Origin of the sequence: Pseudomonas sp. rhizo25 (assembly GCF_031931935.1) — a bacterium.
In the GTDB taxonomy this organism is placed as follows: Bacteria; Pseudomonadota; Gammaproteobacteria; order Pseudomonadales; family Pseudomonadaceae; genus Aquipseudomonas; species Aquipseudomonas synxantha.
This window is the reverse complement of sequence record NZ_JAUJXA010000020.1, coordinates 16,359-41,858: the sequence shown is the minus strand read 5'-3', so window position 1 is coordinate 41,858 and position 25,500 is coordinate 16,359. Positions and strand designations below refer to the sequence as shown.

Below are 25,500 nucleotides of genomic sequence, written 5' to 3'. Positions count from 1 at the left end.
GGGAGGTGCCGTGACGCTTCACCCGACAAAGTTTGCGTTTGCTCATGGGGATTCCAATAATGAAAAACCCTTATGCTCCCGCTTTCTGGTGCGTGCTCTTCGCACTGGTCCTGTTATCGGCCGCGTATTTCTATGGCGTCATGCTCGCCCATCAACTCGACAAGGCCATGGTGTTCCTCGACAGCGCCTGCCTGGTGATCGGCACCTTGTCCATCGGCGTCGTTGCCTGGGCCTCCTACCAAAATCAACGGGTGAAGAAAAAGCTCCTCGAGCAAGGCAAGACCCGCGTCGCGATCTGGGACACCAAGGTCGCCCTGCGCCGGGTCGAAACCGTGTTCGACCGCTATTTCTGGGGCAGCTACTGGCAGCCCGGGCGCACCTTCCAGGAAGTCATGGGCGATCTCACCGGCACCCCGCTGGAAAAAAGCCTCGAAGTCCTGAAAAAACAATGCGTGCTGCTGGATCGACAGGTAGCCGACGGTAGGCACTGGCTGAATAACGCGCGGGAATTGTCCGATGTGGCCACGCAAATGGCCCGTGAGCGCTATCAGCTGGAATTCTGCGACCCCAAGGCCGACACTCCCGGCAATGCCGTGATACACCGCGAGTTTGAGGTGTTGGTGTACACCTGGACCGCTCGCTTGAAGAGTTTTGATCACCAGTTGGATGAAATTGAGCTGGAGTACTCCTGAACCATGCCTGAACTGATGCCTCTGAAAGGTTGGGCCGTTTGCGCCCGCCAGTGCTAATCTTCCCCAGCCTTCGGCCCTACGGGCCACTACTGTAGGAGCGAGCTTGCTCGCGAAAGACGTCAACGATAACGCGTGCATCCTGGATAAACGCGTTGCCTATGCGTTCTTCGCGAGCAAGCTCGCTCCTACAGGAACCCCGTCGGGGTTCAAGGAAGACAGCCCACTTCTCACAGGATTTGATCAGGTCACTTCATGAATAAGCCAGCCGTTGTTTTCTTGGGTTTTGTTGTCGCCATCGGCGCCGTCAGTGCGGGCGGTGCCTGGTACACCGGCAAGCAACTGGAGCCGGTCCTGCAGACCGCGATCCAGAACGCCAACAAAGAACTGCAGACCTCCATGGCCGGCGTCGACGGCACCCTGGCCCTGGAGCTGGTGTCCCTGGACCGTGGCGTGTTCAGCAGCACTGCGCACTATCGCCTCAAGGGCCAGGGCAGCGTGTTCGGTGAAGACAACCCGAACCCCGAGTTGCTGTTCGTCGACCACATCGAGCACGGCCCGCTGCCCTTCTCGCGCCTGGTGACCCTCAAATGGCTGCCGGTCATGGCCACCAGTCACTACGAACTGGAAAAGAACCCCACCACGGAAAAATGGTTCGCTGCCGCCAAAGACGTGTCGCCGCTCAAAGGCGTGGCGAATATCGGCTATAGCCGCTCGGTCAGTGGCAACGTCGAATTGCTGCCCCTGGAATTCAAGGACGACACCTCCTCGGTGAGCTTCTCCGGCGCCAACCTGGATTTCGACAGCAGCGCCGAAGGCCAGAAGGTCAAGGCTGACGGTTTCATGAACAGCCTCAAGGTCGCCGCGGTGGATGCCAACGGCGCGCCGTTCGAAGCCGAACTGGCCGGCCTGACCGTGGCCAGCAACCTGGAGAAATCCACCTTCGGGTTCTACACCGGCCAGAACACCGTGGAGCTGACCGACACCAAGGTCACCTTCGGCCCGCAGAAAGCCGTGTTGACCCTCAAGGGCTTCGAGCAGAAAGACTCCACCCAAGCCAAGGACAACAACCTGGCCGGCCGCGTCGACTACAAGATCGACGAGATCGGTTACCAGGGCAAACCTGTCGGTTCGGCCGCCATGGCCGTGAGCATGAAGAACGTCGATATCCCGGCGATGCTGGTGCTGACCAAGCTCTACCAGGACAAGATGCAACCGGTGCAAGCCGCAGCCGCTGCTGGCCAACCAGTGCCGGAACTGCAATTGACCGAAGCCGAGCAGACCCTGGCCGAAGCCAATGTCAACCAGGTGCTGGCCGCCAAGCCGCAACTGGCGGTGGAAAACCTGTCGTTGAAAACCACCCACGGCGAAAGCAAATTCAACCTGGTGGTCGACCTGGCCAAGCCAACGTCCATGGAACTGCCGCCGGTTGAACTGGGCAAGCAAATGGTCGCGCTGCTGGATGCCAACCTGACCCTGTCCAAGCCGATGATCAGCGACGTGGCGGCCCTGCAAGCCCAGGTCGGTGGCGTGACTGACCCGAAGGCCATCGAGCAGCAATCGCAGATGGCGGCCGAGATGGTCAGCAGCATGGCGGTCGGCACCCAATTGGCGACCCTGGTGGGCACCGATGTGGTTTCCAAGCTGCACTATGCCAACAATGAAGTGACCTTCAACGGCCAGAAGATGACTGTTGAGCAGTTCATCAGCTTTGTGATGTCCAAGGTCGGTGCAGTAAGCGGCGCCCAGTAAGCCTGGAATGCGCTAAAAAATGTGGGAGGGGGCTTGCTCCCGATGGCGGTGGGTCAGTAAAAAATATACTGCTGACACTCCGCCATCGGGAGCAAGCCCCCTCCCACATTTGTATTCGTGCCTGGCAAGAAATCCCTGTCAGCCAATTCTGAACAATTGTTCTGAATTGCCCTTCCCCTGACATCGCTAAGGGATAGTTCGCCCAGGAAAGCTAGGTCGGGTCCCGAGACGCCGACACCCTGATGCACAACGCTCAGGATCACCCATCGTTGCAGCTTTCCTTGTAAGGAAGCCGACGACATGTTGCGAATCCATCCACTCAGTGCATCAGGCCAGTTGCGACTGCTCATTGGAGCAGCCTTGTGCGGCCCATTGCTGATGCCGGCCTATGCCGTGGCTGACCCTGCCTACGACGCCCTGATCATCCAGGCCCGCAACGGTCACTTCACGCCCGCCTTGACCCAGTTGCGCCAACTGTCCGCCGAACGCCAGAGCCCAGGCCAGGTCAGCGACCACCTGGTGATCGCCGGCTGGGCCGGGCAAGACGCCGAAGTGCTGAAGGTGTACGAGGCACAAGGCAAGTATCGCAACCTCACCACCCAGGCGCTCGCCACAGTGGCGCGCACCTATCGTAATCAAAAGCAGTGGGCCCAGGCCGAGGCGGTCTATCGACAGGGGTTGCTGCGTGAACCGAATAACGTCGACCTGCAACTGGGCCAAGCCCTGACCCAGGCCGATGGCGGCAAAGCCAATGAGGCGGTGCAACGCCTGCGCACGATGGTGGCGGCGCAACCCAACGACCCCAACCGCCGCATGGCCCTGGGTTATGCGCTGACGCGTGCCGGCTTGAACTACGACGCGCTGTTCGAGTTCGACCAAGCCTTTATCCGCGCCGGCGACAAGCCGGAAGTGGCCCGTGAATACATCGTCGCCCTGCAAAAGGCGCGTATGCCGGAGCCCGCCCTGCGCCTGTCGGCCAAGCGCCCCGGCCTGGTGGATGCGGTGACCCAGCGCCGCCTGGAAGGCGACCTCGCCGCCGAGCGCGTGCGCATGGCCGAGTTCGCCACGCGTACTGAGAAGGAGCGCTATGTCATCGCTGATCGCGCCCTGCAGGATTACGACAAATTGATCAGCCGCTGGGGCCCGGACGCCACTGCCCACGACGACGTGGTGGGCTGGCGCATTGACCGCCTGGGCGCGCTTAAGGCGCGGGCACGCACGGCTGAGGTGATCCGCGAGTACGAAACCCTCACGGCCGAGGGCGTGCAATTGCCGACCTATGCCGTGCGCTGGGTGGCGGCGTCCTACCTCGATCAGCGTCTGCCGGAAAAAGCCGCGCCGCTGTACCGCCAGGCGCTGACCGCAGCGGACGCCGACGTTGGTGATCACGTCAAAGACAGCACTGCTCTGTTCTACGCCCTGTTGGAAAACGACCAGGTGGATGAGGCGCGTGCGGTCGCCACGCAGCTGGCAAGCACCGAGAAGCCTCGGCTCGAACTCAAGGGCCTGCCCATTGGCAACCCCAACGACGAGTGGATGGACGCCCAGCAATTGGCGGCCCAGGCCGGCACCTATGGGGCTGACCTGGATGCCAGCGAACAGAGCCTGGAAGACCTGGGCAGCAAAGCCCCCGGCAGCATCGGTGTGCGCCTGGCACAGGCGGAAATGTACCGGGCCCGTGAATGGCCAAGGCGCGCTGAGGACTCCCTCAAGGAGACTGAAAACCAGAGCCCCCGTGACATCGGTGTAGAAATGTCCCAAGGCTTCACCGCGCTGGACCTGCAGGAATGGCGGCAACTGGATCTGCTCACCGATGACGTTGTCGCCCGTGCCCCGGACAACCGCCAGGTACAGCGCCTCAAGCGCCTGCGCGATGTGCACGACATGGCCGAAGTGCGGGTGGAAGCCTACACCGGTAAAAGCTTCGGTGGCGGCAATAACCAAGAAGCCGGCGCGGTGTCGGGTAGCCGCGACTGGGGCATAGAAAGTGTGATCTACACCCCGCCCATCGACGAAGACTGGCGCGTGTTTGCCGGCGTCGGCTATGGCACTGCCGATTTTGCCGAAGGCACCGGCCATCACCGCTGGCAGCGTGTGGGTGTGGAGCGGCGCACCCGCGACATGACCATCGAAGCCGAGGTGTCCAACCATTCCTATGGCGATGGCTCAAAGCAAGGCGCGAGCGTGTCGATCGCCCGCGACATCAACGACCACTGGCAGTACGGCGGCAGCCTTGGCTATCTGCTTAACACCACGCCATTACGGGCGTTGAATGATGGGGTCACGGCCAACGGCGGCAGCGGTTTTATCCGCTGGCGCGCGAATGAAAGCCGCGAGTGGAAACTGACTGTCAGCCCGTCCCATTTCAGTGATGGCAACGACCGCGTCGAGGCCTTGCTCACGGGCCGCGAAGGCATCTATAGCTCGCCGAAAGTACAAGTGGAGCTGGGCCTGGACGTCGGTGCCAGCCGCAACAGCAAGGAAGACACCATCTACTTCAACCCCAAGTCCGACTTCAGCGTGTTGCCCACCGTTAACGTCAACCATGTGCTTTATCACCGCTACGAAACCCAGTGGAGTCAGCAGTTCCAGATCGGCGCAGGCACCTATAGCCAGAAGGATTACTCCACCGGTGGCGTTGGCTTGATCGGCTACGGCCAACGCTTTCGCTGGAATGACGTGCTGGAAGCCGGCGCCAACCTGAGCCTGGTCAGCCGACCTTATGACGGCGAGCGCGAACGTGATCTGCGCCTGCTCCTCGACCTCACTTACCGTTTCTAGAAGAGCCTGACCATGACCCTCCTCAGCCGTTGCTTTCTGGTCCTGGGTGTAATGCTGGCCGCCGCCTGCGCCCAGCAACCCGCGCCATTCGTTCCACCTGCCGAGCGGCCGATACTGGCCAGCGAAGCGCCGTGGCCGAAGAACCATTTCCTGGGCATTGCCTACCACGACGTCTCGGACAACGACCCCGACCAGGCCGTGGTGGCGGTGCGTACCGAACGTTTGATCGAGCAACTGGCCTGGCTGCGAGAGAACGGCTACCAGGCGGTCAGCGTCGACCAAGTGCTCGCTGCGCGCCGGGGCGGGCCGACGCTGCCGCCCAAGGCCGTGATGCTCAGCTTCGATGACGGCTATTCCAGCTTCTACACCCGCGTGATGCCGATCCTACGGGCCTACAACTGGCCTGCCGTGCTGGCGCCGGTGGGCAGTTGGATCGATACGCCGCTGAACCAGCCGGTGGACTTCGCCGGCACACCACGGGCGCGGGGCGACTTCCTGACCTGGCAGCAGATCCGCGAAGTGTCCCAGTCGGGCCTGGTGGAAATCGCCGCCCATACCGACGCCAATCACAAAGGCATTCTCGCCAACCCCCAGGGCAACCTGGAGCCGGCCGCCACCACGCGTCGCTATGACCCGGCGACCCGTCGCTACGAAACCGAAGCACAGTTCCAGGCACGGATGCGCACGGACGTCGCGGCCATCTCCAACAAGATCCGTACCGTCACCGGCAAGTCGCCGCGGGTGTGGGTGTGGCCTTACGGCGCGGCCGACGGCACCACCCTGGCCGTGGTGGGTGAACACGGCTATGAGATGGCGCTGACGCTCGACGACGGCCTGGATGATTCGAACAAGCTGATGAACAGCCCGCGCTTCCTGGTGGCCTCCGACCCGGATGGCGAACACTTCGCCAGCAGCATGGTCGCGGTGCAGGCCAAGGCGCCGCTGCGCGTGCTGCACGTGGACCTGGATCATGTCTATGACCCCGACCCGGTCCAGCAGGCGCACAATCTCGACGTGCTGGTGCAGCGCGTGGTGGATATGGGCGCAGTCACCGTGTTCCTGCAAGCCTACGCCGACCCCAAGGGCGATGGCCTGGTGCATTCGCTGTACTTCCCGAACCGCCACCTGCCGATGCGTGCCGACCTGTTCAACCGTGTCTCCTGGCAGCTGCATACCCGTGCCCACGCCAGCGTGTTTGCATGGATGCCGGTGCTCAGTTTCGCCCTCGATTCCAAGCTGCCACGCGTCACCCGTTGGGACCCGCAAACCGGCAAGGTCGGCACCGATCCGGATCAATACCAGCGCCTGTCACCCTTCGACCCAAAAGTGCGCCAGATGATTGGCGAGATCTATGAAGACCTGGCGCGCACCAGCAACAGTGCCATCGACGGCGTGCTCTACCACGACGATGCGCTGCTCAGCGACTTTGAAGACGCCAGCCCCGCCGCACTCAAGGCCTACGCCGCACAGGGCCTGCCGGACAACATCGCCGCGCTGCGTGCCGACCCTGCGCTGATGCAACGTTGGACGCGCTTCAAGAGCCGCTACCTGATCGACTTCACCAACGAGTTGACCGTCAAGGTCCGTGCTATTCGCGGCCCGCAGATACTCACTGCGCGCAATATCTTCGCCGAGCCGATGCTCAACCCTGGCAGCGAAGCCTGGTTCGCGCAGAACCTTGATGACTTCCTCCAGACCTATGACTGGACGGCGCCCATGGCCATGCCGTTGATGGAAGGCCAGTCGCTCAAAGACTCCAATGCCTGGCTGGAAAAACTGGTAGCCACGGTCAAGGCGCGCCCCGGCGCCCTGGATAAAACCATCTTCGAGCTGCAAGCCAAAGACTGGCGCACCAAGGCCGCGCCGGATATCAGCGCTACGCAATTGGCGCAATGGATGGGTGTACTCAAACGCCAGGGCGTCACCAGTTTCGGCTACTACCCGGACAACTTCCTGGAGAACTCCCCGGACTTGAAGACCATACGTCCGGCTCTTTCCAACCAGTGGAATCCTTAGATCATGATCGACAGAATCCTGGCTATATTCGTCTTGGCACTGGTGTTGGGCTTGCCCCTGGGCCTGATCTTCCTGGTGACCGGGCAGTTCCTGATGGACTTCGTGTTCTTCTACCCGCTGTTCATGTCGGCGCTGTGGATCGCCGGCGGGCTGTACTTCTGGCTGCACTGGGAGCGCCATTGGCCGTGGGAGGCAGACACGCCTGCGCCGATCCTGGCCGGCGAGCCGCTGATCTCGATCATCATTCCCTGCTACAACGAGGGCGATAACGTCGCCGACACCATGGCGGCCGCATTGGCCCAGGTGTACCCGAATATCGAAGTGATCGCCGTCAACGACGGCTCCAGCGACAACACCGCCGCAGTGCTCGACGCCCTGGCGCTGCAACACCCACGCCTGCGCGTGCTGCACCTGGCGCAGAACCAGGGCAAGGCCGTGGCCTTGCGCATGGGCGCAGTGGCTGCGCGCAGCGAATACCTGGTGTGCATCGATGGCGATGCCTTGCTCGACAAAAACGCGGCGGCCTACATGGTCGCGCCGATGCTCGACAACCCGCGCCTGGGCGCCGTCACCGGCAACCCACGTATCCGTACCCGCTCGACCTTGATCGGCCGGGTGCAGGTGGGCGAGTTCTCCTCGATCATCGGCTTGATCAAGCGTACCCAGCGGGTGTTCGGGCGAATCTTCACGGTCTCGGGAGTGGTGGTGGCGTTTCGCAAGAAGGCGCTGGACCGCATCGACTACTGGAGCACCGACATGATCACCGAAGACATCGATGTCAGTTGGAAGCTACAACTGGATCACTGGTCGATCTTCTACGAGCCGCGTGCGCTGTGCTGGATCCTCATGCCCGAGACCGTCGGCGGCCTGTGGAAGCAGCGGCTGCGCTGGGCCCAGGGCGGCGCCGAAGTATTATTCAAGAACATCCGTGGCATCTGGCAATGGCGCCATCGCTACCTGTGGCCGCTGCTGTTCGAGTACTGCCTGTCCACCGGTTGGGCCTTTACCTTCCTGCTTTCGGTGGTCTTCTGGGCCATGGGGAAATTCGTCACCCTGCCGGCGGCCATTACCGTGGACTCCCTGGTGCCGCCCGCGTTTACCGGCCTGGTGCTGGCGATGGTGTGCCTGCTGCAGTTTGCGGTGAGTATCCTGATCGACCGGCGCTACGAAAAAGACCTGTGGAAAACCCTGTTCTGGACCGTGTGGTACCCGATGGTGTTCTGGCTGGTGAGCCTGTTCACCACGCTGGTGAGTTTTCCCAAGGTGTTGTTCAACCAGCATCAGAAGCGCGCACGCTGGGTCAGCCCGGATCGCGGAATTAAACCTGCCGCAGAGGAGGCGTGAGCATGAAACTGGTCAGAACTCGCCAAAGCCCTGTGATGTGGATCATCGATGTGTTGCTGACCCTGCTGGCCTGGGGCGGGCTGGTCTGGTTGCTGGCACGTGGTATCGGCGCCATGCTCGAAACCCATGGCGGCCCGCGCATCGAAGCGCCGATCTTTGCCGCGCTCAACACCTTGCAGATCTACCTGTGGATCGCCTTGTTCAATGCGTTGATCCTGATCGGCTGGGCACGCTATCAACAACGCCGCGGCCGCCAGTTTGCCCAGCGCCGCGCCGAGGCCAATGCCCTGAGCGATAAGCACTTGAGTGAAAGCTTCAACCTGGGCGATGGCCACCTGGAGCAGTTTCGCAAACCCGGCGTGCTGGTGATCCACAATAACGAGGAGGGCGGTGTGGAAGACGTGAAGTCCCATGTCTCTCGCGACGTCGAACGCCCCGGCCTGGCCCTGGTGCCCGGCACTGACAAAGACAAGGGCATTGGCTGACCTAGGAGTACCCAATGTGGGAGGGGGCTTGCTCCCGATAGCAGAGTGTCAGTCACCCTATATATGACTGACACACCGCGATCGGGAGCAAGCCCCCTCCCACATGTAAGATTTCCAGCCCATTAATTGCAGTGGTTCAGCCCCCTCCCTGGAATTCCGATAAATGGGATCCAATTCACAAAAACCCCGCGAACTTTTCTCCCTTCCTCGGTACTAACCTATCTCGACGAAACTTGATGGCTAAATAATGGCAATCAAAAATTCATTCGTCTAATCGCCATCAAAATAGTCGCCACTTGTCGGAATAATCACTCCGTGTGCCCGGCCAAGACTCTTTTGATGAAAATTTATTATTAATAATCAATAGGTTAAAAGACTAACCCATCGAAAGACCCAACTTCGCCAGTTTCTAGGCTAGCGGGAAGTTCGATGTTAGTTTGCCGGCCCTTGATTTTCGATGGATCGAACATGTCCTCACTATTGCCACGGACTCGGTTTCTTGTATGCGCCTTGCTCACTTGCCTGAGCCTGAACAGCGCATTCGCCGCCCCCACGCCTGGTGACCAGGACCTGATCCGCGACCGGCAAAACCGCCTGCTCGAAGAGCAACAGCGGCGCCTCCAGGAACTCCAGGACCTGCCCGGTAAAGCGGACAAGCCCCAAGCCCCGGCAACGCCCGCCGACACCCGCTGCTTCCCGATCAAAGACATTGAGCTCAAAGGCGCCGACAGCCTGCCGGCCTCCGACCGCGAGCGCCTGCTTAAGCCTTATATCGGCCAGTGCCTGGGCGTGTCCCAGCTCAACGAACTGCTCAAGGCCATCACCGACTACTACCTCGGCAAAGGCCGCGTCACCAGCCGCGCCTACCTGCCGCAACAAGACCTCTCCAGCGGCCACCTGCAAGTGCTGGTGGTCGAAGGCAAGCTCGAAGCCCTGCGCAGCGCCGAAGGCAGCACGGTGACCGATCGCGAACTGGCCATGGCCTTTCCTGGCAAGGTCGGCGAGGCGCTGAACCTGCGCGAGATCGAGCAACTGGTGGACCAGCTCAACCGCCTGCCGTCCAAACAGGCGCAGATGGAACTCACCCCCGGCAAGCAAGTCGGCGGCAGCGACGTGGTGGTCAAGAACACCGCGCAGAAACCCTGGCGCGCCAGCCTGTCGCGCAATAACGACGGCCAGAAAAGCACCGGCGAACAGCAATGGGGCGCCGGCCTTGAGTGGGACAGCCCGCTGGGCCTGGGCGACCAGTTGACGCTGCGCGGCGGCCACGATGCGATCAGCGACCACCAGAAAACCTCGAAAAACACCATGCTCTACTACAACGTGCCGTGGGGCTGGTGGAACTTCAGCTACACCTACAGCGAAAGCGACTACCGCACCTACGGCAGGACCGACGACTACAAATACAAGCAGGACGGCGACAACCAGAACCACCAACTGCGCGCCGAGCGGGTGATCCACCGTGATGACGTGAGCAAGACCTCGGTCAACGTCGGCCTGGCGCACTTGCGCACCAACAACTACGTCCTCGATGTGCGCACCGCGCCCAGCAGCAACCGCCTCAGCGAACTGCAACTGGGCATCAACCACGGGCGGCGTATCGGCAATGCCTTCGTCAACCTCGACCTCGGCATGCAGAACGGCATCGGCTTGTTCGACGCTCAGTCTCAGGAAGAGCGTGACTCCATCGGTCGGCGCCAGCCGAATTCGCGCTACCGCAAATACACCGCCACCGTCAGCTACCTGCAACCCTTCAGCCTGTGGGGCGAGTCGTTCAGCTTCAGCAGCCTGGCCACCGGGCAACGCAGCGAAGACCCGCTGTTCTCGCCCCAACGCATGAGTCTCGGCGGCTCCGCCTCGGTGCGCGGCTTCAAGGACCAACTGCTGACCGGCGACAGCGGCGGCTACTGGCGCAACGAAGTGCGCTGGGCGCGCCCGGTGACCCTCGACTGGATGCGCCCGGCCTTCTTCGAATACGGCGCCAGCGTCGGTTATGACCAGGGCGTGATCCGCAACGACCGTTACAACGACAACGTCCATGGCCGGGTGTCCAGCAACTCCCTGGAGCTGTTCGCCCGCGGCAAAAACGTCAGCACCAGCGTGACCTTTGCCCACTCGCTGGAAAGACCCGGTGTAGTCACCGAGCGCGAAGCGCCGATCTACTTCCGCATGGATTTCTTCCTGTAATTCAACGCCCCGCTGCAACGAGAAACTGACAATGGATGTTCGCCAATTTGCCTTCCTGGCCCGCCAACCTTCTGCTGCCCTGAAGCCGCGCAACTCGTTCTTCGGCCTGCCCAAGCGCGGGCTGGTGCTGATCCTGGCCAATGCGCTGTTCTGGCAGCCGCTGCTGGCCCAGGCCGAGGGCATCGTGGTCAGTGCGCCGGGCACCACCGTGGGTGCGGCGGGCAATGGCGTGCCCGTGGTGAACATTGCCACGCCCAATGGCGCGGGCTTGTCCCATAACCAGTTCAAGGACTACAACGTCGGCCCCAATGGCGTAATCCTCAACAACGCCAACGGCGCCATGGTCAACACCCAGCTGGGCGGCTACATCGTCGGCAACCCCAACCTCAAGGGCGGCGCGGCCAGCGTCATCCTCAACGAAGTCAACGGCGGTAGCCGCAGCCAGTTGCGCGGCTATACCGAAGTGGCGGGGCAGTCGGCCAAGGTCATCGTCGCCAACCCCTATGGCATCACCTGCAGCGGTTGCGGCTTTATCAACACCCCGAATGTCACCCTGACCACCGGCAAACCGGTGATCGACCAGAACGGCCAGCTGCAGCGCTACCAGGTCGATGGCGGCGCCGTGACCATCGACGGCGAGGGCTTGAACGCCAGCAACGTCGAGCGCTTCGACATCATCACCCGCTCGGCCAAGATCAACGCACAGATCAACGCCCGCGAACTCAACGTGATCGCCGGCCGTAACGACGTCGATGCGCAAAGTCTGAAGGCCACCCCCCGCGCCGACGACGGCAGCGCCAAGCCTGAGCTGGCGATTGACTCCTCGGCCCTTGGCGGCATGTATGCCGGCGCGATCAAACTGGTGGGCACCGAAGCCGGTGTGGGCGTGAAGCTCGACGGCACCCTGGCGGCCAGTGGCGGCGACATTCAGCTCGATGCCAATGGGCGCCTGAGCATGGCGCAAACGGTAACCACCGGTAACGTCAAGGTCACTGCGCAAAACGTCGACCTCACCGACAAGGTCTACGCCAACGGCAGCGTGCAGGTCACCAGCGCCCAAGCCTTGGTCAACCAGAAAAGCGTGGCCGCCGGCCAACGCATCGAACTCAACGCGGCCACGCTGACTAACGCCGGCATCATCGAAGCCGGCGTTGCCCCCGACAACAGCCGCAACACCACCGGCGATCTGGTGGTGAATGCGCAGACCGTCAACACCAGCGGCAACCTGCTGGCCAGCCGCGCACTGGCGATCACCGCCGCACAGGCGCTGACCAACCAGGGCGCGATCATCCAGGCCAAGACCGTCGATGTCAGCAGCGCCAAACTGACCAACCAGGGCGCCAGCGCACGCTTGTTCGGCGAACAAAGCCTGGCGATCAGCTCGCCGGCCATCGTCAACCTTGGCGGCCTGATTCGCTTCGGCGAAGGCCAGGCCGCCACGCTCAACAGCGCCTCCCTGGACAACCGCCAGGGCCGTATCGAAATGGCCGGTGGCAGCCTGGTGCTGACCAGTGCCGACCTGAACAACAGCGGCGGCCAAGTCATCGCCAACGACCTGACGGTCAACGCCGGCCAGCTCAATAACCAGAACGGCGTGCTGGTGGCCAAGACCGCCACCGTCAATGCCAGCGACCTCGACAACAGCCTCAAGGGCCTGATCCAGGCCGACGGCGGCGCGCTCAACCTCGCCGTCACCAATGGCTTCAACAATGCCCAGGGCTTCGCCCAGGCCAGCACTGACCTCAACGTCAACGCCGGCACCCTCGGTAGCAACGCAGGCGGCGTACTGAGCGCCGACACCGGCAAGCTGACCCTCACCGCCGCGCAACAGCTCAACAACGCCCAGGGCCGCTTACAGGCCGGGCAGGGCAATATCGAACTGCACGCCGCGAACCTGGATAACCAGAGTGGCGTTATCGTCGGCAAGCAACTGCTGCTCGACGTGGCTGGCGGCGATATCGACAACCGCGCCGGGCGCGTATTGGGTGACCAACTCGACGTGCGCGCCTCCGGCCTCGACAACCGCAACGCCGGCCTGCTGGCCGGTGGCGCCCAGGGCGTAAGCCTGCTGCTCAAAGGCCCGGGCCAGTTGCTCAATGCCCAAGGCCGCATTCAGAGCGAAGGCCTGCTGCAACTGCGCGGCGAACGTTTCGACAACAGCGCTGGCATCCTGCTCGGCCAAACCGTCGATGTGACGGCGCAAAGCTTCAACAACAGCAACAAGGGCGCGCTGGTCAGCGATGGCGGCGACGTGGTGCTCAACGTCAGCGACCTGCTGACCAACGTCGGCGGCCAGATCGACGCGGGCGAAAGCAGTGTGTTGGTCAAGCAACTCACCACTCTCAACAACAACGGCGGCACCCTGCGCGGCAAGCGCCTGGACATCACCGCCCAGCACCTGAATAACAACGACGACGGCCAACTGCTGGCCGGCGCCGGGGGCTTGAACTACAGCGGCCAGGATGTGAGCAACCGCAAGGGCCTGATCCTCAGCGGCGGCGCCCTCACCGAGTTGCACACCACCAGCCTGGATAACCAGGGCGGCACGGTGCAAGGCGACAGCCTGACCGTCACCGCTGACAGCGTGAACAACGGCAGCGGCGGCCTGATGGCAAGCCTGGTCGGCAACCTGCAACTGACCGTCGAAGCCCTCGCCAACCGTGGCGGCAAACTGTTCGGCAAAGAACAAGTGACCGTCAGCGGCGCCAGCCTCGACAACAGTGCGGGCGGCCAGATCAGCGGCAACCAGCTCAACCTGACTTCACGCGCCACCCTCACCAACCAGGGCGGCCTGATCGAAGCCAACCAGGGCCTGAGCCTCAACGGCGGCAGCCTGGATAACAGCGCAAGTGGCCAACTGCGCGCCCTCGGTGGCGCCACCAGCAGCGTCAACCTCAGCGGTGCGCTGAACAACCCGAACGGCACCCTCGAATTCGGCAGCCAGGCCTTCAGCCTCGACGCCGCCAGCCTCAACAACCAGGCCGGCCAGATCCAGCACGCCGGCACCGGCCTGTTCCGCCTCAACACCGCCAGCCTCACGGGCAGCCAGGGCAGCATCAATGCCATGGGCACCGCCGACTGGGCGTTCGGCAAGGTCGACGGCCTGGGCCGCGTGCAGCTCAACGAAGTCCTCACCTACAAGAGCGACCAAGGGCTGGCCCTCAAGGCCGGCGACCGCATGGCCAGCGCCAAGGGCTTGGTCCTCAACGTGGCCAGCCTGGACAACGGCGGCGAACTGCTCAGCGACGGTGACATCAGCATCACCACCGGCGACCTGACCAACAGCGGCCGCGTCTCGGCCCTGCAAACCCTCACCGTCGGCGCCAACAACCTCAGCCAGAACGGCGGCCGCCTGGCCGCCACCAATGCCCGCCTGACCCTGGGCGGCACCCTGGACAACCTCGGCTTCCTCACCGCCCGCCAGCAACTGGACATCGCCGCCGCGCAAATCAACAACCGTGGCACCCTCGGTGCCCAGGGCGCGGTGAACCTCACGGCGGTCAACGGCATTACCAATGCTGCCGATACGCTGCTGTTCAGCGGCGGCGACATGACCTTGCGCAGCAATGGCTTCAGCAACAGCTATGGCGACGTCTACAGCAAAGGCAACTTGAGCTTCGCCGCCCGCGATGGCGGGCGCGCCGTGCTGTTCAGCAACCGTTCCGGCACCGTGGAAAGCGAAGGCTCCATCGGCATCAATGCAGGCTTCATCGAAAACGCCAAAGACGAATTCGAACTCGGCCAGACGCTGACCACCGGCAGCCTGTATTGGGTCTGTGGCCAGCACTGCGACGAGAGCGACAACTGGGAGCGTGGCGAGATCACCATCTACGAGACGTACCTTGAGGCGGCAACAAAGGATTCGGTCGCGGCGCGCCTGGTGGCTGGCAAAAACATGCTGCTGCAAGGCGACAACGTGCAGAACCGCTACAGCCTGATGGCCGCCAATGGCGACCTGAGCATCACCGCCGGTGACCTGCTCAACCAGGGCGCGGCCACGCGCACGGGCCAGCGCAAGCTTGTCATCAGCACGCCAGGGCACGTTCCCGACGATCTGTTCGAACGCATGCGATATGTCGACGTGCCCGCGTTCAATGCGGCCACGGCGGCTGGCAATTTCGACAAGGCGCGCTTCGAAGAACTGAAAAGCCGCTCACCCAATAGCCGGCCTTTCGCCTACGCAAGTGACGTCACCACCTGGACCAACAACGGCGGCCCCGGCTACGACGCCACCCTGCAAGCGGGCGGCACGGTCAACCTCAACGTCGCCCGCACCCTGCAAAACGGCACGCTGCACAACAACACCCTGGCCCAGTTGACCGGCACCCTCGGCGACGACCAGACCGGTATCCCCGTCGGCGGCATCAACATCAACCTGAGCAAACACGCCAACGACCCGAGCGCCCAGGCGCCAGGCAGCGTGTTACCCGTCGTGGGCGTGGCCCCCGGCGGCGGCTTCGTGCCCGTGGACTACACCGGCACCGCCTTCGCCCCGGTCGACCCCACCACCTCGCCCACCTTCCAATTGCCCAAGGGCGAGTACGGCCTGTTCGTCAAGAGCGCCGACCCCACCAGCCACTACCTGATCGAGACCAACCCCGAGTTCGCCTCCGTATCCGGCTTCCTCAGCTCCGACTACATGCTCGGCAAGCTCGGCTACACCTCCGACGACGCCTGGCGCCGCCTCGGTGACGGCCAGTACGAAACCCGCCTGATCCGCGACGCCGTACTCGCGCAAACCGGCCAACGCTTCCTCGCCGGCGGCCTCTACAGCGACGCCGACCAATTCCGCTACCTGATGGACAACGGTCTTGCCAGCAAAGACGCCCTGCGCCTGAGCCTCGGCGTGGCCCTCACCGACCAGCAAGTCGGCGCCCTGACCCACGACATCGTGTGGATGGAAAACCGCGTCATCGACGGCCAGACCGTCCTTGTGCCGGTGCTGTACCTGGCCCAGGCCGACTCGCGCAACGTGCGCGGCAACAGCCTGATCCAGGGCCGCGACCTCAACCTGGTCACCGGCGGCGACCTGATCAACGTCGGCACCCTGCGCGCCAGCAACAACCTCTCTGCCATCAGCAGCGGCAGTATCTACACTGGCGGCTTGGTCGAAGCTGGCAACAACCTCAACCTGCTGGCCCAGGACAGCATCCGCAACGCCATGGCCGGCGAAATTCGCGGCAAGCAAGTCAGCCTCACAGCGCTCAAAGGCGACATCACCAACGACACCACCGCCATCCAGGTGCGTGACGGCGTCGGCATGCGCACCCTCACCGACACCAGCGCCGGCACCATCGTCGCCCGCGAAAACCTCGCCATCGACGCCGGCCGCGACCTCACCAACCGAGGCGCACTCACTGCTGGCAACGACGCTAACTTAACCGCTGGCCGCGACCTCAACCTCATCGCCGCCAGCGACACCAGCGTCAAACACGAGACCCGCGACGGCGGCGAGAAATCCAGCATCACCACCGACGTCAAAAACCTCGCCGCCAGCGTCACGGCGGGCGGCAACCTCAACATGCAGGCCGGGCAAGACGTCAACATCATCGGCAGCACCGCCACCGCCGGCAAAGACCTCAACATCGCCGCCGGCCGCGACCTCAACGTCGCCTCGGTCAGCGACATGCACAACGTTGAGGGCAAGGAAAAGGACGGCAAAAAACGCATCAAGACCTCGGACGACCAGACCACTCAAGTGGCGAGCGTACTGACGGCAGGTGGGGATTTTGTCAGCCAGGCCGGGCGTGACACCACGATCGTGGCGAGCAGGATCAGTGCGGGGAATGAGGCTTATCTGTATAGCGGGGATAAGTTGAGTTTGTTGGCGGCGCAGAACAGCACCTACAGCCTTTACGACATGAAGGAGAAGGGTGGCTGGGGCGCGAAGAAGACCAAACGTGATGAGGTGACCCACGTCACGAATGTGGGGACTGAGATCAAGACTGGTGGTGATCTGTCACTGGTCAGTGGCGGTGATCAGTTGTATCAGCGGGCCAAGCTTGAGGGTGGTAAGGACCTGGCCATCACCAGTGGCGGCGCAGTGACCTTCGAGGCGGTCAAGGACCTGCACCAGGAGAGCCACGAGAAGAGCAAGGGTGACCTGGCTTGGACCAGCGCCAAGGGCAAGGGGAATACCGACGAGACGTTGCGTCAAAGTGAGTTGAAGGCACAGGGTGAGTTGGCGATCAAGGCGGTTAACGGGCTGAAGATCGACATTAAACAGATTGATCAGAACACGGTTAGCCAGACGATTGATGTGATGGTCAAAGCAGACCCACAGTTGGCTTGGTTGAAAGAAGCCGAGAAGCGTGGGGATGTGGATTGGCGGCAAGTGCAGGAACTGCATGATTCGTTCAAGTACAGCCATTCCAGCTTAGGCCAAGGAGCCATGCTGGCGATCATCATCGTAGTGACAGTTTTGACGGCTGGGGCCGCAAGTAGCGTCGCGGGCGCTGCTGCGGGTGCCAGTGCCGGGTCTGGTACGGCAATGGCTGCGGCAGGCAGTTCGGCTATGGTCTCAGCTGGTACGGCGGTTGGGACCGCAGCAGCCGGTTGGGGCAACGTTATGGCAACTGCTGCGTTAACTTCAGTTGCCAGTGGAAGCACCGTCAGCTTCATCAATAACGGCGGAAACATCGGTGCAACTTTTCAAGACATTACGTCAAGCAAAGCCTTGAAGGGGTATGCAACTGGGGCGTTAGCTGCAGGTTTTACCGCTGGCGTGCTTGATCCTGCGTTTGGTGTAACTGGCGACAACGTCAATCACATTACAAAAGGGTTTGACCTCAGTTCCGCGTCTGACATCGGTAGGTTTGCCGTCTATTCGGGGGCGCAAGGAGTTGCCCAAGCAAGTTTAAGCACTGCTATTCAAGGCGGTAGTTTTGGAGACAATCTCGGTAGTTCCCTACGGTCGCAGTTGCAGAGCACGTTGCAAGCGGTCGCCTTTAACGCTGTAGGCGATTACTCGAAAGGCCAAAAATGGTCAGAATCAGGGCCTCAAAAAATCGCTCTGCATGCTTTGGTTGGCGGGCTTTTGAGTGAAGCTGGCGGCGGCAGTTTTGCTACGGGCGCTCTCGCTGCTGGAGCTAACGAAGCACTGGTAACCTCACTGGCGAAAGTGGTAGATGGCGATCCAGCGTTGTTGCTAGCCGCTTCGCAATTGGTCGGAATTGCGGCCGCTGGTGCGACTGACGGTGACGTGCAGAAAGGTGCTGAAATCGCGAAAAATGCCACGGCCTATAACTACCTAAATCACCATGAGGTTGATGATTTGGTTAAGGATTTGAAAGGGTGCCGTGGGGCAGCCAGCCCTTCATCCTGCCGTAGCGATGTAGCTACTAAGTACGCAGGAATCAGTGATAAGAAAACTGGCATTACGCTGCTGAAGTGTGATGATCCTACGAGTTGTAATGCGCAGCGCCTGGACGTGGAGGCGGGTAATGCAGCGCTGGATAAATATGACCAGAGCGGCGGGCTCAACAAAGCAGAACAGTCTATCGTTCGGGGCTTCCAAGATAAGAATCAGGACGACACGCGCCTCGCGGTCCAGCAAACCATGAAGGGTGATCATTCCGAAATGGTTGGCATGATGTTTGGCGGTGGGTTGGGAGGTGCGGGTAAGGTTGCTGGGAAAGTTATTGGCGCTGAGGTTGGAGTAGCCAAGGAAACGACGGCAATCTCAAGCGAGGCCGCTAGCGTTAACGCCCAAGCTGCTTTGAGAGGCAAGCTTTCAGGGCTGCAGAAAGCTCAGGAAAATGCGGCTATCACGAAGACTTTGCCGGATGGCCGAATTCGGTACTACACGCAGGAAGTACCCGCTCGAACAGAGGGTGCTACACGAGGTGCTTCTTTCGCAACTGAGTATAACCCTGCAACTGGCGCCACTAGGCAGTGGATGGAAAGCTATGATCATGCAGGGAACGTAATTCGGGTGCATCCTAAGAGCATTAATGGGCAACCTGTGAGTGCACAGCATTATCCGCCTACAGGTGCAGAATTGAAGAGTTGGAAATAATGTACACACAAAATGATCTTGCTAATGATCTTGAAAAAAAATTATCCGCAGGGTTCGACGTGTTTAAGATTTCTAAATTTGCGTTTGAAATTTATCAACGTCATGGATTAGAGATCACTCCTCCGATGGATCGAATACTTCTCTCATTGATGGCAATGGAAGAAGGGGAAGAGTTTGAGCTGACAGAAACTGAATTTTTAGATTTGATCTCAGAGCTTAGGATTATGGATTGACAGAGCTCAAAATGGAGAAAAGCGGAGAAGGACGAAAAGGGGACAGATTTATTTTAATTTGCGCTGGGAGCTATTAAATAAATCTGTCCCCTTTTTGTTCGTTAGAGTAATAGATATCCTTATTGAGCAAAATATGAAGAATAGGGGTCAGACCACGTTTTTGCGTTTTTTAGAGTTCAGCAGAGTTGCTCTTTAAAAATATGATTTATTTTTTGTAATTATTCTATTTGGTTGGCCTGTTGATGGGCGGCTAAGCTATAAACTCTTATCCAGTTAGGAGGTTATATGGCTCGCCGTCCTAGGGTTTTACTGCCGGGTATCCCGTTGCATATAATGCAGCGGGGAAACAATCGGTCTGCGTGTTTTTATTCAGATGAAGACTACATTTTTTACATTGATACATTAGCCGTGCTTGCTCAATTGTATGGCTGTAAAATTCACGCATTGTGGTTGATGACAAATCACGTTCATTTGTTGTTGACTCCCACCTGCTGCGCAGGGGCTGGCCTACTTATGCAGGGGCTGGGGCAGCGCTATGTTTAATATGTCAATCGAACATAGAGGAATAGGGGTCAGACCACGCTTTTGCGTTTTTTAGAGTTCAGCAGAGTTGCTCTTTAAAAATATAATTTATTTTTTGTAATTATTCTATTTGGTTGGCCTGTTGATGGGCGGCTAAGCTGTAAACTCTTATCCAGTTAGGAGGTTATATAGCTCGCCGTCCTAGGGTTTTACTGCCGGGTATCCCGTTGCATATAATACAGGGGGAATAGGGGTCAGACCACGTTTTTGAGGGGGAATAGGGGTCAGACCACGTTTTTGCGTTTTTTAGAGTTCAGCAGAGTCGCTCTTTAAAAATATGATTTATTTTTTGTAATTATTCTATTTAGTTGGTCTGTTGATGGGCGGCTAAGCTGTAAACTCTTATCCAGTTAGGGGTTTATATGGCTCGCCGTCCTAGGGTTTTACTACCGGGTATCCCATTGCATATTATACAGCGAGGAAACAATCGGTCCGCGTGTTTTTATTCAGATGAAGACTACATTTTTTACATGGATACATTAGCCGTGCTTGCTCAATTGTATGGCTGTAAAATTCACGCTTTGTGCTTGATGACAAATCACGTTCATTTGTTGTTGACTCCCACCTGCTGCGCAGGGGCTGGCCTACTTATGCAGGGGCTGGGGCAGCGCTATGTTCAATATGTCGTTCGAACATATCAACGAACGGGCACATTGTGGGAAGGCCGTTTCCGCTCCTGTTTGGTTCAACAAGAAAACTATGTTTTAGCTTGCCATCGATATATCGAAATGAATCCGGTCAGAGCGGTATGGTTGCTCATCCGGGCGACTATCGCTGGACCAGCTATAGGGCAAACGCACAGGGTGAGCTATCAGGCTTTATAAGTCCGCATGCGGTTTATAGCGAGTTAGGTAGCGGCACCGCACAACGAGCCGAAGCTTACCGATATATGTTCAAGGGTCGGCTTTCATCTGGATTGATAGAAAAAATTCGATCTTCTACAAACGGTAATTACGTTTTAGGCGATCAGAAGTTTGCGTCCGAGATCGCGGAGATATTAGGTAAAGGAGTTTCACCGGGTGCGTCAGGACGCCCGAAAAGTGTGAGTTAAAAGAATAGAAGAATAGTGGTTTGACCCCTATTTTTACTTCTCCAAGCGGATTGAAGACAGAAGGTTATTACGGTAAACCAGACGGTAGGGGCACGACAGCTTGGCCGGTCTATCAAGGGAAAAATTGATAAATATGGCTATGGGTAAAATTCATTTTGTGAAATCTTCTAAACTTAACCGTTTAGACGTTTGGGCCACAGACCCAAACGCGGACCCACGGCTCTCTTCACCAGAAAGTGTTGGCGTTAGAGAAATAGCCGCTTGGCTGTCTGATGACGTGAACAGCCGTTTGTCAGCAGTTGGATGGATTGAGCGATTGGAAGCTTTAGAAAGCGCAGGAGCAAAAGCGTATTTGGGAACAGGTAATGCTCATCACGTGGGGGTCATTAACGAGTACATATTTTTAGAGTGTGAGTTTGTAGACGATTTCAAAGTTTTGATGCATACGAAAAATGTTATTTCAGTATTAAGGTTTTATGTCGGTGCTCATGAAGGGTATGCAGCAAATGTTTGTTTTGATGTGGAGTACGAAATGGAAGGCGAGCAAGCTCTGAATCGCTATCTCGAATTGGGTGGGCGGTTAGGTCTTACCGATACGGAAATAGCCGAAAATACGCGGAAAGTTAAATTGTCACGTAAAAAGAAAGCAGATAAGCATCAACAGCGGTAGGTGGGATGTATATTTTTTCTTCGTCGTCTTAAATATTTTCCGTGAGTGAGTTATTTAACGATTAATAATCAAGGATGGCTATGAAGAATTTGACTGCGATTCTGTGCGCCGTATTTGCATTATGCGGTTGTGTCACAAAAGACCTGAATGTTGAAAACCGACAAAAAATTAAGACGCTCACAATCTTACCTGCCTCGTTCTCGAAGCAGCAGTTCAAATACACAAGCATGGATCAAGCATGCGGTGCCGGCTTGGGCGCGGGTGCCGGGGCAGCTGTAGGAATGGGATCGGATGCATCAAAAGTAGCAACTAGCGCTATGGCAGGAGCTGGATTGGTAGTAGGTGCGAAAATAGCTGCTGGCGGAGCTTTGAGTCCTCGACAGGCAGTTTTGCTGAACTTGAAGCGCAATCAAATAGATCCGGGGCAGTTGTTTAAGCAGGAAGAATAGGGGTCAGACCACATTTTTGGAAGGGAATAGGGGTCAGACCACATTTTTGCGTTTTTTAGAGTTCACCAGAGTTGCTCTTTAAAAATATGATTTATTTTTTGTAATTATTCTATTTGGTTGGCCAGGAATAGTGGTCTGACCCCTATTTTTTTACCCCTATTTTTCTTCGATTTTGTCACATTGCCGGATGGGACTATCAAGGTCAGCCGCCCAAATGTGAATGAGCAATTTTCAACCCATCTGGGGCTTAGCGGGGGGGGGGGAAGTTAAATATGCCGGGTCTATACGCTTTGGTAATAATGACGGTCCAGAGCGAGGAAAAATAACAAGATGGGATAATAGCTCCGGTCATTATCAGCCACCTGCTACCCTAAAGGCTAACTCTGGGTTACCGGAAAACTCATTTAATCCAAGGAAATAGTTTGGTATGGATTCAAGATTGATATCACTCTGTAAAGAGTTGGCGAAAATGACTTCTGATCAGGCGGCAGCTTGGATATTGAGCCGGTACCCGCTTGCTTCAGATAATTGGGGTGAAGCTTTATTACTCCTTCCTCATAGATCTTGGAAAAAACCAGAGCAGAAACGTTTAGCGGATTATTATTTTAAGAAAATTCCGTTCTCTAGCGCTAGAGGATATGAAGCGTTCGCGTCAATTATGTCAGTTAAGTTAATGGTTGCATGCATTAACGATGCTTTGCCCAAAGATCCTAGCAGGCTCGAGTTATTGTTTTATCATCTTGTCCCAGTGCTTAAGCGTTTTGCAAAGAATGATGCAGATCGAAAAATTATTGAGGCTTTCCTTTCGGCTTTTTCGATAAGTTTGCCAAAACATAATTGAGAACAAAAAAATGCGGTTTGTTTGATCTGGCTAGAGAAGTGAAAAAAGGGAGCGGGAAAAAAGAGAGCAGATTTATTTGAGTTAGGGGAATAGGGGAATAGGGGGCAGACCACGTTTTTGCGTTTTTTAGAGTTCAGCAGAGTTGCTCTTTAAAAATATGATTTATTTTTTGTAATTATTCTATTTGGTTGGCCTGTTGATGGGCAGCTAAGCTGTAAACTCTTATCCAGTTAGGAGGTTATATGGCTCGCCGTCCTAGGGTTTTACTGCCGGGTATCCCGTTGCATATAATACAGCGTGGAAACAATCGGTCTGCGTGTTTTTATTCAGATGAAGACTACATTTTTTACATTGATACATTAGCCGTGCTTGCTCAATTGTACGGCTGTAAAATTCACGCATTGTGCTTGATGACAAATCACGTTCATTTGTTGTTGACTCCCACCTGCTGCGCAGGGGCTGGCCTACTTATGCAGGGGCTGGGGCAGCGCTATGTTCAATATGTCAATCGAACATATCAACGAACGGGCACATTGTGGGAAGGCCGTTTCCGCTCCTGTTTGGTTCAACAAGAAAACTATGTTTTAGCTTGCTATCGATATATCGAAATGAATCCGGTAAGAGCGGGTATGGTTACTCATCCGGGCGACTATCGCTGGACCAGCTATAGGGCAAACGCACAGGGCGAGCTATCAGGCTTTATAAGTCCGCATGCGGTTTATAGCGAGTTAGGTAGCGGCACCGCGCAGCGAGCCGAAGCTTACCGATCTATATTCAAGGATCGGCTTTCATCTGGATTGATAGAACAAATTCGATCTTCTACCAACGGCAATTACGTTTTGGGCGATCAGAAGTTTGCGTCCGAGATCGCGGAGATATTAGGTAAAAGAGTTTCACCGGGTGCGTCAGGACGCCCGAAAAGTGTGAGTTAAAAGAATAGAAGAATAGTGGTCTGACCCCTATTTTTCTATTTTTCTTGTGGATAAAGCAGCGGGTACCGGATTTTCCCATTTTGTTGTGGTCGACGGCATTACGACCAGAAATGGCATTTCTGTCGTAGCAATTCGTGATCCTCATGGTAAGCAGTATTTTAGCCCCGCGACTACTTTTGAAAAGAATTTTTCAGGTTATGTTGTTGTTCCAAAGGATGCTCTGAAATGAAATTAAGCATTAAGTTTCCCGAGAATTTGTTAACCCACAGCCTGCTCGAGCAAAGGCTGATTCCTTGCATTTGCAAAATTGCAACGGAGTTTGAAATTGAATTTTTGGACCCTTTGCCAGAAACTGCAGGAACCGTTCTGGAGTGGGATCGTGCAGAACTTGAAAAAAGAGCGATAGGTGGGGTAGGTGGGCAATACTCTCACTATGCACACGGTCGGGTGTCGTTAAAAAAAGTTGATATTGATATCTACCAAATATTGGATCTTGAAATGTTTTATAGGCTTTTTGGATGGTGCAGCATCTTGGAAGATGGCAACTATGCGCCGCCGGGGCAGTTTTGGGATGATGAATAAGTTGAAGAAAAGGGGACTGAAGAAAAGGGACAAGAAAAGAGGGCAGATTTATCTAGGTTAGAGTTTAAAGGCTGTCTAGTCCTGAAACAGGTGTAAACCTATTTCAGGACTAGACAGTCCCCTTTTTTCGTTGATTCGTGACAAAAACATTGGAAGGGATTAAGTCAGAAGCAGTAATCGTAGGTAGTGAAGTTAATAAATGGCTTGCGAAGGACTGAAATGAGATATTACTTAATGCGACAAGATGTAACTGTTTGCGATAGGTGGGTGCTTGGAGATGTACATCATGTAGATAACTGGTATTTCAGTGATCCTCCAGTTAATTTTATGGAGCCAGGCATATATACTCTCGATGTAAGATTCGACGGTAAAGAAGTTGATTATTCCCTTGCTGGATACGCCAGTGTTCCTGTTTTAAGCGAGAGCGCAAAAAACTCGCTCGCCGGTTTGCCAGAGATAGACGAACCTTATCAACGTGTCGTTTTTGAGCCGGTTAAGATAAATAATAAAGTGGTTTGCCAGAGCTATTTTTTGATGATTATAGAAACGCAAGTCGATTGCGTGGATGAAAAGCGCTCTCGCTATAAAAAGTTTGAGGTAGATGATCCTGTTAGGCCAGATATGGCCGGCAACTATCGTGCTTTCTACAATTTGGTGGTTGACCCGGGCAGGGTCGGATCAAGTCATATATTTAGACTTAAAAAATATTTGGGTGCGGTCATAGTAAGTGAAGAGGTGAAACGGCGACTTATGGCGGCTGGTGTTGTCGGCGTACTGTTTGATTCTGTTAATGGTGATCAAGAAACCGTTACCTAGTTGGTCAGGTAGTTGGGGGAAGGCGGCGAATTTGTTTAATTCGTGGTGGTAGTGCAAAGACCATTGATTAAAT

General features: G+C 57.3%; 18 protein-coding genes. All 18 read left to right on the top strand.

Annotation, left to right across the window (positions count from 1 at the left end):
• Positions 1-59: 59 nt before the first annotated feature.
• The 18 genes from QZR30_RS25530 to QZR30_RS25450 all read left to right on the top strand — a co-directional run bounded on the left by QZR30_RS25530 (position 60) and on the right by QZR30_RS25450 (position 25,427).
• Positions 60-692: an NADH:ubiquinone oxidoreductase subunit N gene (locus QZR30_RS25530; protein WP_311904508.1), complete on the top strand. Its 633-nt coding sequence runs from the start codon at positions 60-62 to the stop codon at positions 690-692.
• Between the two features lie 252 nt (positions 693-944).
• Positions 945-2,441, top strand: coding sequence for a YdgA family protein (locus QZR30_RS25525; protein WP_056847275.1), 1,497 nt, complete (start codon positions 945-947; stop codon positions 2,439-2,441).
• A gap of 300 nt (positions 2,442-2,741) precedes the next feature.
• Entirely contained in the window at positions 2,742-5,222 is a 2,481-nt protein-coding gene (gene pgaA / locus QZR30_RS25520; protein ID WP_311904507.1) for a poly-beta-1,6 N-acetyl-D-glucosamine export porin PgaA, read from the top strand.
• 12 nt (positions 5,223-5,234) lie between these two features.
• Positions 5,235-7,238, top strand: coding sequence for a poly-beta-1,6-N-acetyl-D-glucosamine N-deacetylase PgaB (gene pgaB, locus QZR30_RS25515; protein ID WP_059398179.1), 2,004 nt, complete (start codon positions 5,235-5,237; stop codon positions 7,236-7,238).
• A gap of 3 nt (positions 7,239-7,241) precedes the next feature.
• A complete protein-coding gene (gene pgaC / locus QZR30_RS25510; protein ID WP_311904506.1) occupies positions 7,242-8,582 on the top strand; it encodes a poly-beta-1,6-N-acetyl-D-glucosamine synthase in 1,341 nt (446 codons plus the stop codon).
• 2 nt (positions 8,583-8,584) lie between these two features.
• Positions 8,585-9,067 carry a poly-beta-1,6-N-acetyl-D-glucosamine biosynthesis protein PgaD gene (pgaD, locus tag QZR30_RS25505; protein ID WP_043049161.1) on the top strand — a complete coding sequence of 161 codons (483 nt, stop codon included), beginning with the start codon at positions 8,585-8,587 and terminating at the stop codon, positions 9,065-9,067.
• A 468-nt stretch (positions 9,068-9,535) separates the two neighbouring features.
• Positions 9,536-11,254 (top strand): ShlB/FhaC/HecB family hemolysin secretion/activation protein, encoded by a 1,719-nt coding sequence (locus QZR30_RS25500; RefSeq protein WP_311904505.1) that lies wholly within the window; start codon positions 9,536-9,538, stop codon positions 11,252-11,254.
• A gap of 31 nt (positions 11,255-11,285) precedes the next feature.
• Positions 11,286-19,271, top strand: coding sequence for a two-partner secretion domain-containing protein (locus tag QZR30_RS25495; RefSeq protein WP_311904504.1), 7,986 nt, complete (start codon positions 11,286-11,288; stop codon positions 19,269-19,271).
• Positions 19,271-19,504, top strand: coding sequence for a hypothetical protein (locus QZR30_RS25490; protein ID WP_046070338.1), 234 nt, complete (start codon positions 19,271-19,273; stop codon positions 19,502-19,504). Before QZR30_RS25495 ends, QZR30_RS25490 begins: the two co-directional genes overlap by 1 nt.
• A 285-nt stretch (positions 19,505-19,789) precedes the next feature.
• Positions 19,790-20,047, top strand: coding sequence for a transposase (locus QZR30_RS25485; RefSeq protein ID WP_311904503.1), 258 nt, complete (start codon positions 19,790-19,792; stop codon positions 20,045-20,047).
• Between the two features lie 401 nt (positions 20,048-20,448).
• Positions 20,449-20,910, top strand: a complete 462-nt coding sequence (locus QZR30_RS25480) for a transposase (RefSeq protein WP_311904502.1) — start codon at positions 20,449-20,451, stop codon at positions 20,908-20,910.
• Between the two features lie 360 nt (positions 20,911-21,270).
• Positions 21,271-21,807, top strand: coding sequence for a hypothetical protein (locus tag QZR30_RS25475; protein ID WP_145916447.1), 537 nt, complete (start codon positions 21,271-21,273; stop codon positions 21,805-21,807).
• Positions 21,808-21,887: 80 nt separating this feature from the next.
• Positions 21,888-22,256 carry a hypothetical protein gene (locus QZR30_RS25470; RefSeq protein WP_311904501.1) on the top strand — a complete coding sequence of 123 codons (369 nt, stop codon included), beginning with the start codon at positions 21,888-21,890 and terminating at the stop codon, positions 22,254-22,256.
• A gap of 469 nt (positions 22,257-22,725) precedes the next feature.
• Complete coding sequence (locus QZR30_RS25465) at positions 22,726-23,097, top strand: hypothetical protein (RefSeq protein ID WP_231989005.1); 372 nt, start codon at positions 22,726-22,728, stop codon at positions 23,095-23,097.
• 242 nt (positions 23,098-23,339) lie between these two features.
• Positions 23,340-24,029 carry a transposase gene (locus QZR30_RS25460; protein WP_080889067.1) on the top strand — a complete coding sequence of 230 codons (690 nt, stop codon included), beginning with the start codon at positions 23,340-23,342 and terminating at the stop codon, positions 24,027-24,029.
• 46 nt (positions 24,030-24,075) lie between these two features.
• On the top strand, positions 24,076-24,258 hold the full coding sequence (locus QZR30_RS28135; protein WP_158068765.1) for a cysteine peptidase family C39 domain-containing protein: 183 nt from the start codon (positions 24,076-24,078) through the stop codon (positions 24,256-24,258).
• The gene (locus QZR30_RS25455) at positions 24,255-24,611 is read left to right on the top strand and encodes a hypothetical protein (protein WP_046070340.1); all 357 of its coding nucleotides are present in this window, start codon (positions 24,255-24,257) and stop codon (positions 24,609-24,611) included. The genes QZR30_RS28135 and QZR30_RS25455 overlap by 4 nt, the downstream gene beginning before the upstream one ends.
• Positions 24,612-24,830: 219 nt before the next feature.
• Complete coding sequence (locus QZR30_RS25450) at positions 24,831-25,427, top strand: imm11 family protein (protein WP_068965916.1); 597 nt, start codon at positions 24,831-24,833, stop codon at positions 25,425-25,427.
• Positions 25,428-25,500: the final 73 nt, after the last annotated feature.